The organism is Curtobacterium sp. AC272, from assembly GCF_979258155.1.
Genome location: NZ_OZ409838.1, coordinates 3,637,384 through 3,654,480, shown reverse-complemented (window position 1 = coordinate 3,654,480; position 17,097 = coordinate 3,637,384). Strand labels below are relative to the sequence as shown.

General features: G+C 70.7%; 13 protein-coding genes and 2 pseudogenes. 10 read left to right on the top strand and 5 right to left on the bottom strand.

From position 1 onward, the window contains the following. Window positions 1-4 precede the first annotated feature (4 nt). The 4 genes from ACZZ0J_RS18845 to ACZZ0J_RS18830 are packed head-to-tail and all read left to right on the top strand — an operon-like array spanning window position 5 to window position 3,642. Entirely contained in the window at window positions 5-1,060 is a 1,056-nt protein-coding gene (locus tag ACZZ0J_RS18845) for an ABC transporter permease (RefSeq protein WP_463437991.1), read from the top strand. Continuing rightward, window positions 1,023-1,919, top strand: a complete 897-nt coding sequence (locus ACZZ0J_RS18840; protein ID WP_463437990.1) for an ABC transporter permease — start codon at window positions 1,023-1,025, stop codon at window positions 1,917-1,919. Before ACZZ0J_RS18845 ends, ACZZ0J_RS18840 begins: the two co-directional genes overlap by 38 nt. Further along, a complete protein-coding gene (locus ACZZ0J_RS18835; protein ID WP_463437989.1) occupies window positions 1,916-2,929 on the top strand; it encodes an ATP-binding cassette domain-containing protein in 1,014 nt (337 codons plus the stop codon). Before ACZZ0J_RS18840 ends, ACZZ0J_RS18835 begins: the two co-directional genes overlap by 4 nt. Beyond that, a complete protein-coding gene (locus ACZZ0J_RS18830) occupies window positions 2,833-3,642 on the top strand; it encodes an ABC transporter ATP-binding protein (protein WP_463437988.1) in 810 nt (269 codons plus the stop codon). The genes ACZZ0J_RS18835 and ACZZ0J_RS18830 overlap by 97 nt, the downstream gene beginning before the upstream one ends. Window positions 3,643-3,747: 105 nt before the next feature. Here ACZZ0J_RS18830 and proP read toward each other — a convergent pair whose 3' ends face one another. Beyond that, window positions 3,748-5,334: a glycine betaine/L-proline transporter ProP gene (gene proP, locus ACZZ0J_RS18825; protein ID WP_463437987.1), complete on the bottom strand. Its 1,587-nt coding sequence runs from the start codon at window positions 5,332-5,334 to the stop codon at window positions 3,748-3,750. Window positions 5,335-5,612: 278 nt separating this feature from the next. On the opposite strand from proP, the pseudogene valS reads away from it, so the two are divergent. Both valS and ACZZ0J_RS18815 read left to right on the top strand, forming a co-directional pair. Continuing rightward, a pseudogene (valS, locus tag ACZZ0J_RS18820) lies at window positions 5,613-8,192 on the top strand (valine--tRNA ligase). A gap of 82 nt (window positions 8,193-8,274) precedes the next feature. Further along, complete coding sequence (locus ACZZ0J_RS18815; protein ID WP_463437986.1) at window positions 8,275-8,508, top strand: hypothetical protein; 234 nt, start codon at window positions 8,275-8,277, stop codon at window positions 8,506-8,508. An 80-nt stretch (window positions 8,509-8,588) separates the two neighbouring features. Here the strand turns inward: ACZZ0J_RS18815 and ACZZ0J_RS18810 are convergent. Next, window positions 8,589-9,424 (bottom strand): annotated as a pseudogene (locus ACZZ0J_RS18810) (alpha/beta fold hydrolase). Window positions 9,425-9,546: 122 nt separating this feature from the next. Between ACZZ0J_RS18810 and ACZZ0J_RS18805 the strand changes: the two are divergent. Continuing rightward, complete coding sequence (locus tag ACZZ0J_RS18805; RefSeq protein ID WP_228510192.1) at window positions 9,547-10,146, top strand: TetR/AcrR family transcriptional regulator; 600 nt, start codon at window positions 9,547-9,549, stop codon at window positions 10,144-10,146. A 173-nt stretch (window positions 10,147-10,319) separates the two neighbouring features. Next, entirely contained in the window at window positions 10,320-12,344 is a 2,025-nt protein-coding gene (locus ACZZ0J_RS18800; protein WP_463437985.1) for a M3 family metallopeptidase, read from the top strand. 199 nt (window positions 12,345-12,543) lie between these two features. Here the strand turns inward: ACZZ0J_RS18800 and clpX are convergent, their stop codons facing one another. Further along, a complete protein-coding gene (gene clpX, locus ACZZ0J_RS18795; protein WP_111084519.1) occupies window positions 12,544-13,824 on the bottom strand; it encodes an ATP-dependent Clp protease ATP-binding subunit ClpX in 1,281 nt (426 codons plus the stop codon). Between the two features lie 233 nt (window positions 13,825-14,057). Between clpX and ACZZ0J_RS18790 the strand changes: the two genes are divergently transcribed. Both ACZZ0J_RS18790 and ACZZ0J_RS18785 read left to right on the top strand, forming a co-directional pair. Continuing rightward, window positions 14,058-14,786, top strand: coding sequence for a YcnI family copper-binding membrane protein (locus tag ACZZ0J_RS18790; protein ID WP_463437984.1), 729 nt, complete (start codon window positions 14,058-14,060; stop codon window positions 14,784-14,786). A gap of 50 nt (window positions 14,787-14,836) precedes the next feature. Then, a complete protein-coding gene (locus ACZZ0J_RS18785) occupies window positions 14,837-15,442 on the top strand; it encodes a copper resistance CopC family protein (protein ID WP_185041005.1) in 606 nt (201 codons plus the stop codon). A 179-nt stretch (window positions 15,443-15,621) separates the two neighbouring features. Here ACZZ0J_RS18785 and ACZZ0J_RS18780 read toward each other — a convergent pair whose 3' ends face one another. Both ACZZ0J_RS18780 and ACZZ0J_RS18775 read right to left on the bottom strand, forming a co-directional pair. After that, window positions 15,622-16,281 carry an ATP-dependent Clp protease proteolytic subunit gene (locus ACZZ0J_RS18780; RefSeq protein WP_111084516.1) on the bottom strand — a complete coding sequence of 220 codons (660 nt, stop codon included), beginning with the start codon at window positions 16,279-16,281 and terminating at the stop codon, window positions 15,622-15,624. 26 nt (window positions 16,282-16,307) lie between these two features. Then, a complete protein-coding gene (locus ACZZ0J_RS18775; protein WP_111084515.1) occupies window positions 16,308-16,937 on the bottom strand; it encodes an ATP-dependent Clp protease proteolytic subunit in 630 nt (209 codons plus the stop codon). Window positions 16,938-17,097: the final 160 nt, after the last annotated feature.

The window sequence follows — 17,097 nt, the reverse complement described above, 5'->3', positions numbered from 1 at the left end:
GCGGATGTCCTGGGTGTGGTGGGCCGTCCGACGGCTCGCGGGCGGGATCGGCGTGCTCTGGGCCGTCGCGACGATCGTGTTCGTCGCGATCCGGCTCATCCCCGGCGACCCCGCACTCGCGATCCTCGGTGGTCCGGGCTCGCAGGCCTCCGCCGAGGCCGTCGCCCAGGTCCGGCACGAGTACGGCCTCGACCAGCCGGTGCTCGTGCAGTACGCGGTGTTCCTCGGACGCCTCGCCACCCTGCAGCTCGGTGACTCGTACGCCTTCCGCACCCCGGTCGCGACGCTGCTCGGCCAGCAGCTGCCCGTCACGCTCACCCTGGCGGTGACCGGGCTCGTCGTCGCCTGGGTCCTGGCGATCGTCGCGGCCTGGTGGTCGACGCAGCGCGGTCGGTTCGCAGCCGGGCTGACGAGCGCGCTGAGCGTCACCGCGAGCGTCATGCCGCACTTCTGGCTCGGCAGCGTGCTCATCGTGGTGTTCGCGAGCGCCCTTGGTTGGGTGCCCGCCGTCAGCGACGGAACCGTGCGCGGCTGGGTGCTCCCGGTGCTGACGGTGGCCGTCCCGGTCGCCGGGTACCTGGCCGAGACCGTGCGCGACGGGGTCGTCGACGCGCAACGGTCCGCCTTCGCCCTCGCCGCGCGGGGCCGTGGTGAGACCCGCCTCGGGCTGTTCGCCCGGCACCTGCTCCGCCACGCGGCGCTGCCCGGGATCGCCCTGTCCGCCTGGGCCTTCGGGTCCCTCGTGTCCGGCGCCGTCGTCGTCGAGTCCGTGTTCGCGCTGCCCGGCATCGGTCGCGCCCTGGTGACCGCGGTGACGCAGCGGGACATGCCGCTCGTCGCCGGCATCGCGCTGGTGTCGGCTGCCGCCTACGTCGTCGTGCTCGCGATCGCCGACCTCGTCGAACGTGTCGTCGACCCGCGCAGCGGAGGCCGGCGCACCGGCGCCCCGCGCACCGGCACCCCACGCCCCGCACCCCGCGAGCCGCGCGACGCCGTGGACCCGGCCCCGAGGCGGCGGCGCGGTGAGCGGCATCGCCGAGCCGAGCCTCCTGGCCGGTGAGCCGGTCGACGGACGACCGGCAGCAGCACGTCGCCGGCGACGGGGCCTCGGCGTCCCCGGAGCCGTCGCGGGTGCCGTGGTCCTGCTCGCCGTCGTGGCGGCCGCGTGGCCGGCGCTGCTCGGCGGCGCGGACCCGCTCGCCGTGCACCCGTCCGAGGCGCTCCTCGCACCGAGCGGCGTGCACCCCTTCGGCACCGACGAATCCGGACGCGACGTCCTGGCCCGGGTCGTCGCCGGCACGCGGGCCTCGCTCGTCGTCGGTGTCGCCGCGACCCTGATCGGCGGCGGGACCGGCGTCGTGCTCGGGGTCGTCGCCGGACTGGGCGCCGGCGCCGGACGCATCGGCCGACTGCTCGACGCCGTGATCGGCCGCGTCACCGAGGTCGCGTTCGCCCTGCCGCTGCTGCTCGTCGCCCTGGTGGTCATCGCCGTCACCGGCCCCGGCCCGGTCCCCGCCGTGCTCGCCGTCGGCTTCGCCACCGCCCCCGGCTACGCCCGCATCGTCCGTGGTCTGGTGCGTGCTGCCCGGTCGTCGCAGGTCGTCGAGACCGCCGTGCTGCTCGGCCGCTCCCCCGTCCGCATCGTGGTCCGGCACGTCCTACCCGCCGCGCTCTGGCCCGTCGTCGCGATCGCCACGCTCGGCGTCGGTCAGGCGATCGTCTGGGCCTCGGCGCTGAGCTACCTCGGCGTCGGCACACCGCCCCCGGCTCCGGAGTGGGGCGCGATGCTCGCCGACGGCCGGACCTACCTGCAGACCGCACCGTGGATGAGCACCTTCCCCGGGCTCGCCATCGTGGTGCTCGCGACCGCCGTCACCGTGCTCGGTCGCGCGATCCGCCGAACAGGAGTCGTCCGATGACCATCGTCCTCGAGGTCCAGGCGCTGCACGTCGCCATCGCGGGCACGCCGATCGTGCACGACGTCGCCCTGCGGGTCGACGCCGGTGAGTGCGTCGCCCTGGTCGGCGCGTCCGGCTCCGGCAAGAGCGTCACCGCCCGCGCCGCGCTCGGCCTGTCCGCACCCGGCTCCGCCGTCCGCGCCGACGCCTTCACCGTCGCCGGGCTCGACGTCCGCGCGTTCTCCGATCGTCGGTGGCGCCAGGTACGCGGGTCGCGGGTCGGCTACGTCGGCCAGGAGGCCCTGGGCGCGTTGGACCCGCTGCGTCCCGTCGGACGCGAGGTCGCCGACAGCCTCCGCCTGCACACCGAGATGGGTGCGGCCGAGCGCGTGGACGCCGTGCGCGATGCCCTGCGCGCGGTGGGCCTCGACCCGGACATCGCGACCGACGACCGACTCGCCGGCACACTGTCGGGCGGGATGCGACAACGGGCCCTCATCGCCGCGGCCACCATCGGGTCGCCGGCGCTCGTGGTCGCCGACGAGCCCACGACCGCACTGGACGCCGGGGTCGCGGTCACCGTGATGGAGCAGCTGCGGGCGGCGCAGCAGCGCGGGGCGGGGATGCTCGTGATCACGCACGACCTCGGGCTCGTCGCGGGGTGGGCCGACCGGGTGGCCGTCATGCACGAGGGACGGATCGTCGAGCAGGGCCCGGTCGCCTCGGTGTTGCAGGATCCGCAGCACGCCGCGACGCAGGCCCTGGTGCGCGCGGCGCACGGTGCCGATCTGGTCGACCGGTGCGAGGTTGATGGCTCCGTGCAGGCCGCTGACGACGCACCGAGCGGGCAACCTCGCACCGAGTGCACGTCCACGCACCGTGCGCCGATCGGCGACCGCGGCACCCAGCGCGCAACCTCGCACGGTGCGAGGAGGTGCTCGTCGCCGAGGGGCTCGCGCGCGACTACGAGGGCGTCCGCGCCGTCGACGACGTGTCGTTCGGGCTCGACCGCGGGCGGGTGCTCGGGGTGATCGGCGCCTCGGGGTCGGGCAAGACCACCCTGGCGCGGATGCTCCTCGGGCTCGAGGTGCCCGACGCCGGCACGGTCTCGCTCGACGGAGCGCCGTGGGTACCACTCCCGGAACACGACCGACGACCCCGACGCCACCGGGTCGCGGCCGTCGTGCAGGACCCGGGCGCCACGTTCGACGAGCGGTGGTCGGTCGAACGGGTCCTCGCCGACGCGTTCTCGCGGGGCGACGACCGCCGCGCCCGTGGCTCCCTCGCCGCCCGGGTGGACGCAGCCCTGCGACAGGTGGACCTCGACCCGGCGCTCCGGCCGCGGTCGCCGCTGACCCTCTCCGGCGGGCAACGACAACGCCTGGCGATCGCCCGGGCGTTGGCCACCGGCCCCGAGGTGATCGTCCTCGACGAACCGGTCACCGCCCTCGACGCCACCGTGCAGGACGCCGTGCTGACCCTGCTCGAGCGGCTCCGCGACGACACCGGCGTGGCGATGGTGTTCGTCTCACACGACCTGCGGGCCGTGCGCCGGATGGCCGACGACGTGCTCGTCGTGCACCGGGGCGCGGTCGTCGAGCACGGCCCCGCCGCGACGGTGTTCGCGCGCCCGGCGCACCCTGTGACCGCGCACCTGCTGCAGGCCGCCGAGCGGCTCGCCGCCGGCCCGAGTCTCGCGCAGGGCGACCAGCCTCGGGCCGCAGGCCGCGAGGCCGGTCGCTGACGCCGAGTCTCGTGGCCGGGGGCCACGTGCCCTGAACGTGACCAGAGGCCCGGCGCGCGTCCGTGGCGGACGTGCACCGGGCCTCCTGGCCGGGTCTGACCGGGATCAGGAGTCGGCGGACTCCTTCTTCTGCGTGTCACCCGAGATGATCGGGATCTCACTCGTCGCGAACTCCTTCGCCCAGTCGGACTGCGCGAACTCCGAGTTCGGGTCGTTGTAGTCGTCGATCACGCCGGCGACCTCGTCCTCGGAACCGACCGTCGGGCCGGAGCCCATGAGCGGCGTGGCGGCGGTCTCCTTGGTGAAGTACACCGCGACGAGCCCGATGACGGCGGCCAGCATCAGGTAGAAGGCCGGGATGTCCTCGGCCCAGCCGTAGCCGGCGTCCTTCGCAGCGTTGATGAGCGCCGAGGTCGCGAGCGGGGTGGTCCCACCGAACAGCGACACCGAGACGTTGAACGCGATCGCGAGGGCGCCGTAGCGGATGATCGTCGGGAACAGCGCGGGCAGCGTCGACGGCATGGTCGAGGTGAACGTGACGAGCACGACACCGAGGATCAGCAGGCCGGAGAAGACCCCGACGCCCGTGCCGGTCTGGACGAGCTTGAGGGCCGGCCAGGACAGCAGGATGAAGCCGATGCAGCCGGCGGCGAGGACCGGGCGACGACCGAACTTGTCGGACAGCCGGCCACCGAACGTGATGACGACCATCATGAGCAGCATCACGACGACGATCAGGATGAGGCCGAACGTGGCGTTCTGGCCGAGGTTCTGCTCGAGATAGGTCGGCATGTACGACAGCAGCATGTAGTCGGTCACGTTGAAGACCAGGACCAGGCCGATGCAGATGATGAGCGCGCGCCAGTTCTCGGCGAAGAGCTTGAGGAACGGGGTCTTCTGCCCCTCGCGCTCGGCGGCCTGCTCCTGCTGCTTCTGGAAGGCCGGGGTCTCCTCGAGCTTGAGGCGGAGGTACAGCCCGATCAGGCCGAGCGGGCCCGCGATGATGAACGGGATGCGCCAGCCCCAGCTGAGCAGGGCGTCCTCGGACAGGCCGAACTGCAGGCCGGTGACGATCGACGCGCCGAGCACGTAGCCGGCCAGGGTGCCGAACTCGAGCCACGAGCCCATGAACCCACGGCGCTTGTCGGGCGAGTACTCGGCGATGAAGGTCGCGGCGCCGCCGTACTCACCGCCGGTCGAGAAGCCCTGCACGAAGCGGGCCACGAGCAGCAGGACCGGAGCCCAGAAGCCGATCGAGTCGTACGACGGGATCAGGCCGATCATCAGCGTGCCGGCGGCCATCAGGATCATCGTCAGCGCGAGGACCTTCTGCCGGCCGATCCGGTCGCCGATCGGACCGAAGACGGCGCCACCGATCGGTCGGACGATGAACGCCGCGGCGAAGAACCCGAAGGTCGCGACGATGTTCGCGGCCGGGTCGCCCTGCGGCAGGAAGACCTGCGAGATCGTGACGGTCAGGTACGCGAAGATGCCGAAGTCGAACCACTCCATCGCGTTGCCGAGGGCGGCAGCTGCCACGGCGCGCTTGAGCAGCGACTCCTCGACGACGGTGACGTCGTCCTTCGTCAGCTTGCGCCGAGCGCGCTTCGCAGCGCCCTTCGAGCGCAGCGGTCGGTCGCCGTGCGGCAACGGCCGATCGCCGTGCGGGTGGGGTGCGTCGTTCGGTGCCAAGTCGTTCCTCCGGTGTGCGGTGCGTCCTTCGGGCGTCCGGCGGACGGCAACGGTGCAGTTCCTGCGAACCCGCGCTCGCCGGACAAACTCCGACAGACTACCAGGTCTCCGGCGTGTCCGACAGGTCGGTGTGGTAATCGCCGCTCCCGGCAGTCGTGAGCCGCGTCGGTCCTGCCCGCTACGATTGGGGCACCTCGCATCGAGCGGGGACACTCAGGCACCTCATCACGGACTCGGTGCCGCACACACGCACGGAAGGCGCAGCCATGACCAAGCCCATGCCCGAGAAGCCCAGCGTCGACGGACTCGAGCAGGTCTGGGGCCGGTCTGGGAGCAGGACGGCACCTACCGCTTCGACCGTGACGCCGCCGGCCACCGCGACGCCGTCTACTCGATCGACACCCCGCCGCCGACCGCCTCCGGGTCGCTGCACATCGGGCACGTCTTCTCGTACACGCACACCGACCTCAAAGCGCGGTTCGAGCGCATGCGGGGCAAGCACGTCTTCTACCCGATGGGCTGGGACGACAACGGCCTGCCGACCGAGCGCCGCGTGCAGAACTACTACGGCGTCCGCTGCGACCCGACGCTCCCCTACGACCCCGACTTCACGCCGCCGTTCGAGGGCGGCGACGGCAAGTCGTCGAAGGCCGCCGACCAGCTGCCGATCTCGCGCCGCAACTTCATCGCACTGTGCGACCAGCTGACCGTGCAGGACGAGCAGCAGTTCGAGGAGCTCTTCCGCACCCTCGGCCTGTCCGTGGACTGGACCCAGTCGTACCGAACCATCGACGACACCTCGCGGGCCAGCGCCCAGCGTGCCTTCCTCCGCAACCTCGAGCGCGGCGAGGCCTACCAGGCCGACGCCCCGACCCTGTGGGACGTCACGTTCCGTACCGCGGTCGCGCAGGCCGAGCTCGAGGACAAGGAGATGCCCGGCGCGTACCACGGCATCGCCTTCCACCGCACCGACGGCGGCGACGACGTCGTGATCCAGACGACCCGTCCCGAGCTGCTGCCGGCGTGCGTCGCCCTCGTCGCGCACCCGGACGACGAGCGGTTCCAGGACCTGTTCGGCACCACGGTCCGCTCCCCCTCTTCGACGTCGAGGTCCCGGTGCTCGCACACCACCTGGCGCAGAAGGACAAGGGCGCCGGCATCGCGATGGTCTGCACCTTCGGCGACACCACCGACGTGGTCTGGTGGCGCGAGCTGCAGCTGCCGAACCGCGCGATCCTCGGCTTCGACGGCCGCGTGCGCTCCGACGAGCCCGCGTGGATCGAGTCGGCGACGGGCAAGGCGCTCTACGCCGAGATGGCCGGCAAGACCGTGTTCTCGGCGAAGAAGGTCGTCGTGGACGCCCTGACCGAGTCCGGCGAGCTCGTCGGCGACGTCAAGACGATCAACCACCCGGTGAAGTTCTTCGAGAAGGGCGACAAGCCCTCGAGATCGTCTCGACCCGCCAGTGGTACATCGTCAACGGTGCCCGCGACGACGCCCTGAAGACGACGCTCCGCGCCCGCGGCGAGGAGATCGCGTTCCACCCCGACTTCATGCGTGTCCGCTACGACAACTGGGTGGGTGGCCTGTCCGGCGACTGGCTCATCTCGCGCCAGCGCTTCTTCGGCGTGCCGATCCCGGTCTGGTACCCGCTCGACGCCGACGGCAACCCGGTGTTCGACCAGCCGATCGTCCCGACCGAGGCGCAGCTGCCCGTCGACCCGTCGTCCGACCCGGCACCCGGCTACTCCGAGGACCAGCGCGGCGTGGCCGGCGGGTTCCAGGGCGAGCTCGACGTCATGGACACCTGGGCCACCTCGTCGCTCACCCCGCAGCTCGCGGGCAAGTGGGAGACCGACCCGGCGCTGTACGACCTGGTGTACCCGTACGACGTCCGCCCGCAGGCGCAGGACATCATCCGCACGTGGCTCTTCACGACGGTGCTCCGCAGCCAGCTCGAAGCGGACACCGTGCCGTGGAAGCACGCGAGCATCTCCGGCTTCATCGTCGACCCCGACCGCAAGAAGATGTCGAAGTCGAAGGGCAACGTCGTCACGCCGCTGTCGATCCTCGAGCAGCACGGTGCCGACGCGGTCCGCTACTGGGCGGCCTCGTCGAAGCTCGGCACCGACGCGGCGTTCGACCCGCAGAACCCGAAGCAGATCAAGGTCGGTCGCCGTCTGGCGATCAAGGTCCTGAACGCCGCCAAGTTCGTCTACGGCTTCCCGCTTCCCGAGGGCGCCACGAGCGTGACCGAGGCACTCGACGTCGACATGCTCGCCGAGCTCGGTGCGGTCGTCGAGCAGGCCACCGCCGCGTTCGACGGCTTCGACCACGCCCGCGCGCTCGAGATCACGGAGCGGTTCTTCTGGACCTTCTGCGACGACTACCTCGAGCTCGTGAAGGAACGTGCCTACGGCACGGCGGCCGACGCGACGCACGAGACCCAGGCGAGCGCGGTCCTGGCGCTGCGCGGCGCGATCGACGTGCTGCTCCGACTGCTGGCGCCGTTCCTCCCGTACGCGACGGAAGAGGTGTGGGCCTGGACCCACGAGACCAGCGTGCACCGGGCCTCCTGGCCGACCGCTGCCGACCTGCCCACCGACGCGGCCCCCACCGGGCTGCTCGCGGCCGTCGGGCAGGCGCTCATCGGGATCCGCGGGGCGAAGACGTCGGCGAAGGCGTCCCAGAAGACGCCCGTCACGCGTGCCGTCGTCGCGGCGCCGGCCGAGACGCGGGCGCTCATCGAGCGCGCAGCGGTCGACCTGGCGGCCGTCGGTCGCATCGAGAACCTGTCGTTCGTCGACGGCGACGAGCTCGCCGTCACCGAGATCGAGCTGGCGGAACAGCAGGCGTAACGTCGGTCGTCCGGGCCGGGTCGCGTCGGCGACCCGGCCCGTCCACCACCGGACAGGAGGCACGGATGCAGTTGGGCACACGATGGAGCGTGGGTGGGAGCCGCCTGCGCGACTGCCCGAGGCGATGGTCGTCGCCGTGCGCGGGGTCGAGGACGAACTGGCGGCCGAGTCGGTCGACACCGGTTCGTGGGGCTGGACCCTCACGTTCTTGGAGGGCAAGCCGATCGTCGAGCTCGACGACGGCACCTCGATCCACCTCGACGATGCCGGGCACGCGCAGGTCACGAACCCCGACGACGCCGCGGAAGAGGACTGACGCGGGGCGAGGTTGCTTGGTGAGCAGAAATGGTCGGGTCCCCGGTGGAACCCGACCATTTCTGCTCACGATGCGAGCGCCTACTCGGCGAGCCAGGTGAGCAGGACCTCGTTCACCTCGGCGGTGTGCGTGGTGAGCAGACCGTGCGGGGCGCCCTCGATCTCGACGTACTTCGCGGCCGGCAGCGCCTTGGTGAAGCGGCGACCGGTGGCGTCGATCGGCAGGATGTTGTCCGCCGTGCCGTGCACGATGAGCGCCGGGACGGTCACCTTCGGGATGTCCTGACGGAAGTCGGTCGGCCAGGTCAGCGGTGCTGCGGCGGACGCGATCGCACCCGAGCCGGCGGCGATGTTCCAGGCGTTCCGGACGGCCTCTTCCGAGATGCGCGAGCCGAGGTTCTCCGACAGGTTGAAGAAGTCCTGGTAGAAGTTCGTGAAGTACGCGTACCGGTCCTTCTCGACGTCGGCGGCGATGCCCTCGAAGAACGACATCGGGCCGGCGCCGTCGGGGTTGTCGTCGGTGATGGCCAGGAAGGGCTCGAGCGAGGCGAGGAACGCGACCTTGGCGATCCGGTCCTGTCCGTGGCGGCCGATGTAGCGGGCGATCTCGCCGGTGCCCATCGAGAAGCCGACCAGGATCACGTCACGCAGGTCGAGGGTCTCGAGGACGGTGTGCAGGTCGTCGGCGAAGGTGTCGTAGTCGTAGCCGGTGCTCGGCTGCGAGGACTGCCCGAAGCCGCGGCGGTCGTACGTGATCACGCGGTAGCCGGCCTCGAGCAGGGCAGGGTCTGGCCCTCCCACGAGTTGCCGTCGAGGGGGAAGCCGTGGATCAGCACGATCGGCTGTCCGGTTCCCTTGTCCTCGTAGTGGAGTTCGATGTCGACGCTGTTCTCGGTTCCGACGGTGATGGCACCCATGATCGTTTCCTTCCCTGAGCCTCGCGGAGAACGTCCGTTCTCCGTCGATGTGCCTTACACTAGAGAACGATCGTTCCCGGCGCAACTCGGGAACGGTGAACACGCAGCGAACGGGGTACGTCATGGCAACCAGCACCATCAGCACGGTCGACGCCGACGTCCGCGCACACATCGTGGACGTCGCCGACCAGCTGTTCTACGCGCGCGGCATCCAGACCGTCGGCATGGACGAGATCCGCACCGGCGCAGGCGTCTCCCTGAAGAAGCTCTACGCGGCGTTCCCCGGCAAGGAGCAGCTCATCGCGGCCGTCCTGTCCGGGCGGCACGACCTGTGGGAACGCGGCGTGCACGGCGCGGTCGAGGCGGCCACGACCCCGCGCGACAAGCTGCTCGCCGTGTACGACTTCCTCGAGTCGTGGTTCGGCGACGACACGTTCCGCGGCTGCGGGTTCATCAACGCCTTCGGGGAGCTCGGTGCGACCTCGCCCGCGGTCGCCGAGATCGCCCGCGACCACAAGGACTCGTTCCAACGGTTCGTGCAGGAGCTCACCGCCGAGGTCGTCACCGATCCCGACCGTGCCGAGGAACTCGCCGCACAGCTCGCCCTGCTCGCCGAGGGCGCGCAGACCACTGCTGCCATCGCCGGCACCACGGAACCTGCAGCGCACGCCCGCCGTGCTGCGTCGACGCTGATCGACGCCGCGACGGGGCCGTCTCGCTGACCTGGTCGTCCCGGGCGTACCTGGTCGATCCGGGTGTAGCTGGTCGATTCTTCCGACCAGGTACGCCCGATTCCGCTTTCCAGTTCGGTCGCGATGGGAAGGAACGCACCCACAGGGCGGAGGGGAGGCGCGGGGCGGGGCCGCCACGGGCCTCCCGTGAATAGGGTGGGGAGATGGCAACCCCGTTCGACGTCCCGAGCACCCTCCCCTACGCCCTGCCGCCCTTCGGCGACGTGCGACTCGAGCACTACCGACCGGCCTTCGAGGCCGGCATGGCCGAGCAGCGCGCCGAGGTCGAGGCCATCGCCACCGATCCGCACGCCCCGACAGTCGAGAACACCCTCATCGCCCTCGAGCGCTCCGGGCAGCTGCTGACCCGCGTCAGCCACGTGTTCTTCACGCTGTCGTCGGCGGACTCGACGCCGGAGCTGCACGACCTCGAGGCCGAGGTCTCGCCGCTCCTCGCCGCCCACCGCGACGCGATCACGCTGGACTCCCGGCTCTACGCCCGCGTGCAGTCCGTGCTCGACGGCGCCGCAGCCGCCGGGCTCGAGGGCGAAGCGCTCCGCCTGGTCGAGCGCACCCACGCCGAGATGACCCTGGCGGGCGCCGGGCTCGACGACGCGGGCAAGGAGCGCCTGACCGCGATCAACCAGGAGCTGTCGACGCTCACGACCACCTTCGAGCGCAACCTGCTCGAGGACACCAACGACTCCGCCGTGCACGTGACCGACGAAGCCGAGCTCGAGGGACTCGACGACGGCGCGAAGTCCGCCGCTGCCGGGTCCGCTGCGGACCGCGGCCTCGAGGGCTGGCTCATCACCCTGCCGCTCTACACCGGCCACCCGTGGCTGCCGTCGCTCGCGAACCGCGACCTGCGCGAGCGGATCATGCGCGCCTCGCTCGCCCGCGGCCGCCGCGGCAACCAGTACGACAACCGCGAGGTCCTGCTGCGCATCGTCCGGCTCCGTGCCGAGCGCGCCGAACTGCTCGGGTTCCCGAACCACGCCGCCGTCGTCACCGCCGATGAGACCGCGAAGACGCCGGAAGCCGTCGACGGGCTCCTGTCGTCGCTCGTCGGCGCTGCGGCTCGGAACGCCGACGACGAGCGGGCCGTCCGGTCCCGCACGGTCGGGTTCGACATCGAGTCGTGGGACTGGGCCTACGCCACCGAGATCCTGCGTGGCGAGCAGTTCGCCGCGGACAGCTCGGCACTCCGACCGTACTTCGAGGCCGACCGGGTCCTGCACGACGGTGTCTTCCACGCCGCGGGTGCCCTCTACGGCCTGACGTTCACCGAGCGTCCGGACCTGCACGGCTACAACGACGAGGTCCGTGTCTTCGAGGTCACCGGCGAGGACGACGAACCGGTCGGGCTCTACCTGCTCGACCTGTACACGCGCGACGGCAAGCGCGGCGGCGCGTGGATGAACCCCGTGGTCGAGCAGTCCGAGCTGCTCGGCACGCTGCCCGTCGTGGTGAACAACCTCAACGTCGCGAAGCCGGCGCCCGGGTCGCCGACGCTGCTCATCCAGGACGAGGTCGAGACGCTCTTCCACGAGTTCGGCCACGCACTGCACGGCCTGATCGCCCGAACCACCTACCCCCGGTTCTCCGGCACGAACGTCGAGCGCGACTTCGTCGAGTTCCCGAGCCAGGTGAACGAGATGTGGGTGTCGTGGCCGTCGGTCCTGGCGAACTACGCGAAGCACCACGAGACCGGTGCCCCGCTGCCACCGGAGCTCGTCCTGGGCTTGAGCGAGTCCGAGGGCTTCAACGAGGGCTTCGGCACGACCGAGTACCTGGCCGCGGCGCTCCTCGACCAGGCCTGGCACCGGCTCTCCGCAGCAGAGGCCGCCGCGGTGACGTCCGTCGAGGACTTCGAGCGCTCGGCGCTGGAGGCCGCCGGCATCGCGGTCGAGGCCGTGCCCCCGCGGTACTCGTCGACGTACTTCGCGCACACGTTCTCGGGCGGGTACGACGCCGGGTACTACGGCTACATCTGGTCCGAGGTGCTCGACGCGGACACGGTCGAGTGGTTCCGTGACAACGGCGGGCTGGACCGCGCGGCCGGTCGGCGTTTCGCGGAACGACTGCTGGGCGTCGGGGGCTCGAAGGACCCGCTCGAGGCCTACCGCGACTTCCGCGGCCGTGACGCCGAGGTCGGGCCGCTGCTGCGTCGCCGCGGGCTCGAGTAGGGCGCGCGGGGACCGCGCGCTTCCGGGCGTACCGCGCCAATCGGGCGTACCTGGTCGGAACTTCCGACCAGGTACGCCCGATCTCACCTTCCATCGCAGCCGTCATGGGAAGAACCAGACGTCGACCCGCCGCGCCGACCGCCCCACCACGACGAAGCCCCGCACCGATCCGGTGCGGGGCTTCGGAGCGAGCGGAGCGCTACGCCGACTTCTCGACGCGCTTCGCCCGCGGCCGGGGCACGATGGTCGGCGCCGCGTTCTCGAGCACGGACTCGCGGGTGATCACCACGCGGGCGACGTCGTCGTCGGACGGGACGTCGAACATCACCGGGCCGAGGACCTCTTCGAGGATGGCGCGCAGGCCACGGGCACCGGTCTGGCGCAGCACGGCCAGGTCGGCGATCGCTTCGAGCGCTCCCTGGTCGAACTCGAGCTCGACGCCGTCGATCTGGAACATCCGCTGGTACTGCTTGATCAGCGCGTTCTTCGGCTCGGTCAGGATCTGCATGAGCGCTGCCTGGTCGAGCTGCGACACCGTGGTGACGACGGGCAGACGACCGATGAACTCGGGGATCAGGCCGAACTTGTGCAGGTCTTCCGGCAGGACCTCGGAGTACAGGTCCTGGTGGTCGGTCGCACTGTGCAGCGGTGCCCCGAAGCCGATCCCCCGCTTGCCGACACGCGAGGACACGATGTCCTCGAGCCCGGCGAACGCACCGGCCACGATGAACAGGACGTTCGTCGTGTCGATCTGGATGAACTCCTGGTGCGGGTGCTTGCGACCACCCTGCGGCGGGACCGACGCGACCGTGCCCTCGAGGATCTTGAGCAGTGCCTGCTGCACGCCTTCGCCGGAGACGTCGCGCGTGATCGAGGGGTTCTCGGCCTTGCGGGCGATCTTGTCGACCTCGTCGATGTAGATGATGCCGGTCTCGGCGCGCTTGACGTCGTAGTCGGCGGCCTGGATCAGCTTGAGCAGGATGTTCTCGACGTCTTCACCGACGTAGCCCGCCTCGGTCAGGGCGGTGGCGTCGGCGACGGCGAACGGCACGTTGAGGCGCTTCGCCAGGGTCTGCGCCAGGTAGGTCTTGCCGCAGCCGGTCGGGCCGATGAGCAGGATGTTCGACTTCGCGATCTCGATGTCGTCGCGGTCTTCAGCAGCGGTGATCTGCCCCTGCGCACGGATGCGCTTGTAGTGGTTGTAGACGGCCACGGCGAGGGCGCGCTTCGCCGGGTCCTGCCCGATGACGTACTCCTGCAGGAAGTCGAAGATCTCGCGCGGCTTCGGCAGTTCGAAGTCACCGCTCGAGGTGTCCTCGCCGGCTTCCGCCAGACGCTCCTCGATGATCTCGTTGCACAGCTCGACGCACTCGTCGCAGATGTAGACACCCGGACCGGCGATCAACTGCTGGACCTGCTTCTGGCTCTTACCGCAGAAGGAGCACTTGAGGAGGTCCCCGCTCTCTCCGATGCGTGCCATTGCCGTGCCTCCCTGGTTGGACGTGCCGGCCCGCGCACTCGCACCGGCCGCTGGTGCACCGCTGCTGGTGGGCACCTCGTCGTGGACACGAGCCTAACCGCAACCGGTGACACCGACCGTGCGGCGCCGCGGGATTTCGCGCGCGCGTTCGCCCAGGGCGTTCGGGCCTGCTACCGTGATCCAGTCTTCTCTACAAGTTGTAGAAACACCGTCCCGACCATCGAAGGATCCCCATGCAGAAGCGTCTCGCCGCCGGCGGCGCCGTCACCCTCGGCGCCGTGGCCGTCATCGTCCTCGGCACCGCCGGCGCAGCCAGCGCGCACGTGTCCGCGACGGCCACCTCGACCGCCGCGAACTCGTACACCACGGCGACCTTCTCGGTCCCGCACGGCTGCGACGGCTCCCCCACCACGAAGATCGAGTTCCAGGTGCCGGAGTCCGTCATCGAGGTCACCCCCACCGTGAACCCGAACTGGAAGATCACGAAGGCGACCGAGCCGTACACGAGCCCCTCCGCCGCGGCCGACGGAGAGCACGCCGAGGACGCCGCCGAGCGCGTCACGAGCATCACCTACACCGCGAAGACCCTGCTCCCCGCCGACGAGCGCGACACCTTCGCCCTCTCCTTCTCGCTGCCGGACGGCAAGGCCGGCGATCTCGTCGAGTTCCCCGCGATCCAGACCTGCGAGAAGGGCTCGGTCGAGTGGAACCAGGAGCAGCAGGCCGGCGAGGCCGAGCCCGAGCACCCGGCCCCCTCGATCACGCTGACCGCGGCCGAGGCCACGGACGACGACGGTGACCCGGTCGCCACCACCCTGACCGCCGAGGCGGCAGCCGGCTCGACGACCCCTGCGGACCCCGACCTGGTCGGCCGCTTCCTCGGCCTGGGCGGTCTGGTGCTCGGCGCCGTCGCCCTGGTCGTCGCCGTCGCCGGCACGCGTCGTCGGAGCTCCGCCAAGTGACGCAGCGCGGCTCGCGTCGGGCTCGGCTGCGGTCCTCTGCCTGGAGGCTCGTGGCCGGGTCCGCCGCGGCCGTCGCGATCGCAGGCGGTGCGGTCCTCGGGCTCGCGGGTCCCGCCAGCGCGCACAACTACCTGATCGCGTCCACCCCGGAGGTCGGCGGCACGCTCACCGCGCTGCCGAAGGCGTTCGAGATCACCACGAACGACAAGCTGCTCGACATCGGCGACTCCGGTTCGGGCTTCGCCTTCCGGGTCGTGGGTCCGGACGGGAAGTACTACGAGGACGGCTGCGTCGACATCGACGGCCCCTCGATGACCACGCCCGCCGCACTCGGCGACTCGGGGAAGTACACCGTCGAGTGGCAGATCGTCTCCGCCGACGGCCACACCGTCTCCGACGAGTACGCCTTCACGTGGAAGGCCCCGTCCGGCTTCTCCGCGGCCTCGGGATCGACCACGCCGCCGACCTGCGCCACCGCGGGAGACGACTCCACCGCGGCCGCCACCACCGGCACCGCCTCTGGTGACACCGACTCGGCCGCGACCGACGCGCTCTGGATCGGCGCCGGAGGCGTCGTCCTCGTCGCCGCGGTCGTCGCGGTCCTGCTGCTCCTGCGGCGCCGCCCCGCGCCCGAGACGGACGACACCGAGGACTGAGCCGACGGGGCGGACCCGCGCCGTGCCTCCAGGCCGGTGTGCTGGCGAGTCGGCGCACCCAGGTTCCACGACTCCCCGCTCAGGTCCGCCGAGGTTCCACAGCACGACGAAAGGGCGGTCGAGATTCCAAGATCTTGGAACCTCGACCGCCCTTCGTCGGCGCCGAAGCGCCTGCGGTGCTACTTGACGAGCGCCGGCAGGTTCTTGCGGCTGGTGAGGACCTGGTCGATCAGGCCGTACTCCACGGCTTCCTGCGCGGACATGATCTTGTCGCGCTCGATGTCGTGGTTGATCTCCTCCGGCGTCTTGTTGGAGTGCTTCGACAGCGTCTCCTCGAGCCAGGTGCGCATGCGGAGGATCTCCGCCGCCTGGATCTCGATGTCCGACGCCTGACCGCCACCCTGCTGGACAGCGGGCTGGTGGATGAGCACGCGGGCGTTCGGCAGGGCCAGACGCTTGCCCGGCGTGCCACCCGCGAGGAGCACCGACGCGGCCGAGGCGGCCTGACCGAGGCAGACCGTCTGGATCTGCGGACGGATGTACTGCATCGTGTCGTAGATCGCCGTCATCGCGGTGAACGAGCCACCGGGCGAGTTGATGTACATGACGATGTCGCGGTCGGGGTCCATCGACTCGAGCACGAGCAGCTGGGCCATGACGTCGTCGGCCGACGCGTCGTCGACCTGGACGCCGAGGAACACGATGCGGTCCTCGAAGAGCTTCGCGTACGGGTCCTGGCGCTTGTAGCCGTAGGCCGTGCGCTCCTCGAAGCTCGGCAGGATGTACCGATCGGAGGGAGCCGGGACGTTCTGCGCGCCACCGAGCATTGGGAGATGCATTCTCGTTTCCTTTTCTTCGGTGGGGGTCAGGACTGGGCGTCGGGGTCGGCAGCCGCGGTCGGCGTCGCGCCGTCACCGACGGTGCCACCACCGCCGACGACCTCGGCCGACGAGGCACGCAGGTGGTCGACGAAGCCGTACTCGAGGGCTTCCTGCGCGCTGAACCAGTTGTCGCGGTCGTTGTCCTTGAGGACCTGCTCGATCGACTTGCCGGTCTGCTCGGCCGTGAGCTCCGCCATGCGCTGCTTCATGTCGAGGATGACCTTGGCCTGCGTCTGGATGTCGGCAGCGGTGCCGCCGAACCCGCCCGACGGCTGGTGCAGCAGGACGCGGGCGTTCGGCGTGATGTAGCGCTTGCCCGGCGTGCCGGAGGACAGCAGGAACTGTCCCATCGACGCGGCCAGGCCGATGCCCACGGTGACGATGTCGTTCGGGACGAACTGCATCGTGTCGTAGATCGCCATGCCGGCGGTGATCGAGCCACCGGGCGAGTTGATGTAGAGGTAGATGTCCTTCTCAGGGTCCTCGGCGGCGAGCAGCAGCAGCTTGGCTGCGATCTCGTTCGAGTTGTCGTCGCGGACCTCGGAGCCGAGCCACACGATCCGGTCTCTCAGAAGGCGGTCAAAAACACTGGGGTTCAGTGTTGCTTCGGCCATGGAAAAGCTCCCGTTCAGTTGTCGCTTGTTGTCGAACTTATCGGTTGCAACGCACCACTTCGCGTGTGTTCGCCGACAGCAATGCGGTGGTGCGGAAAACACGAGACGGGAGGCACGGTGCCAGCTGGCACCGTGCCTCCCGTCTGTATCGCTGGTGGCG

Excerpts from the sequence above, each read along its gene's own strand:
- ACZZ0J_RS18845 (WP_463437991.1), top strand. The coding sequence starts at position 5 with ATGTCCTGGGTGTGGTGGGCCGTCCGACGGCTCGCGGGCGGGATCGGC.
- ACZZ0J_RS18835 (WP_463437989.1), top strand. The coding sequence starts at position 1,916 with ATGACCATCGTCCTCGAGGTCCAGGCGCTGCACGTCGCCATCGCGGGC.
- ACZZ0J_RS18815 (WP_463437986.1), top strand. The coding sequence starts at position 8,275 with ATGGAGCGTGGGTGGGAGCCGCCTGCGCGACTGCCCGAGGCGATGGTC.
- ACZZ0J_RS18805 (WP_228510192.1), top strand. The coding sequence starts at position 9,547 with ATGGCAACCAGCACCATCAGCACGGTCGACGCCGACGTCCGCGCACAC.
- ACZZ0J_RS18800 (WP_463437985.1), top strand. The coding sequence starts at position 10,320 with ATGGCAACCCCGTTCGACGTCCCGAGCACCCTCCCCTACGCCCTGCCG.
- clpX (WP_111084519.1), bottom strand. The coding sequence starts at position 13,824 with ATGGCACGCATCGGAGAGAGCGGGGACCTCCTCAAGTGCTCCTTCTGC.
- ACZZ0J_RS18790 (WP_463437984.1), top strand. The coding sequence starts at position 14,058 with ATGCAGAAGCGTCTCGCCGCCGGCGGCGCCGTCACCCTCGGCGCCGTG.
- ACZZ0J_RS18780 (WP_111084516.1), bottom strand. The coding sequence starts at position 16,281 with ATGCATCTCCCAATGCTCGGTGGCGCGCAGAACGTCCCGGCTCCCTCC.
- ACZZ0J_RS18775 (WP_111084515.1), bottom strand. The coding sequence starts at position 16,937 with ATGGCCGAAGCAACACTGAACCCCAGTGTTTTTGACCGCCTTCTGAGA.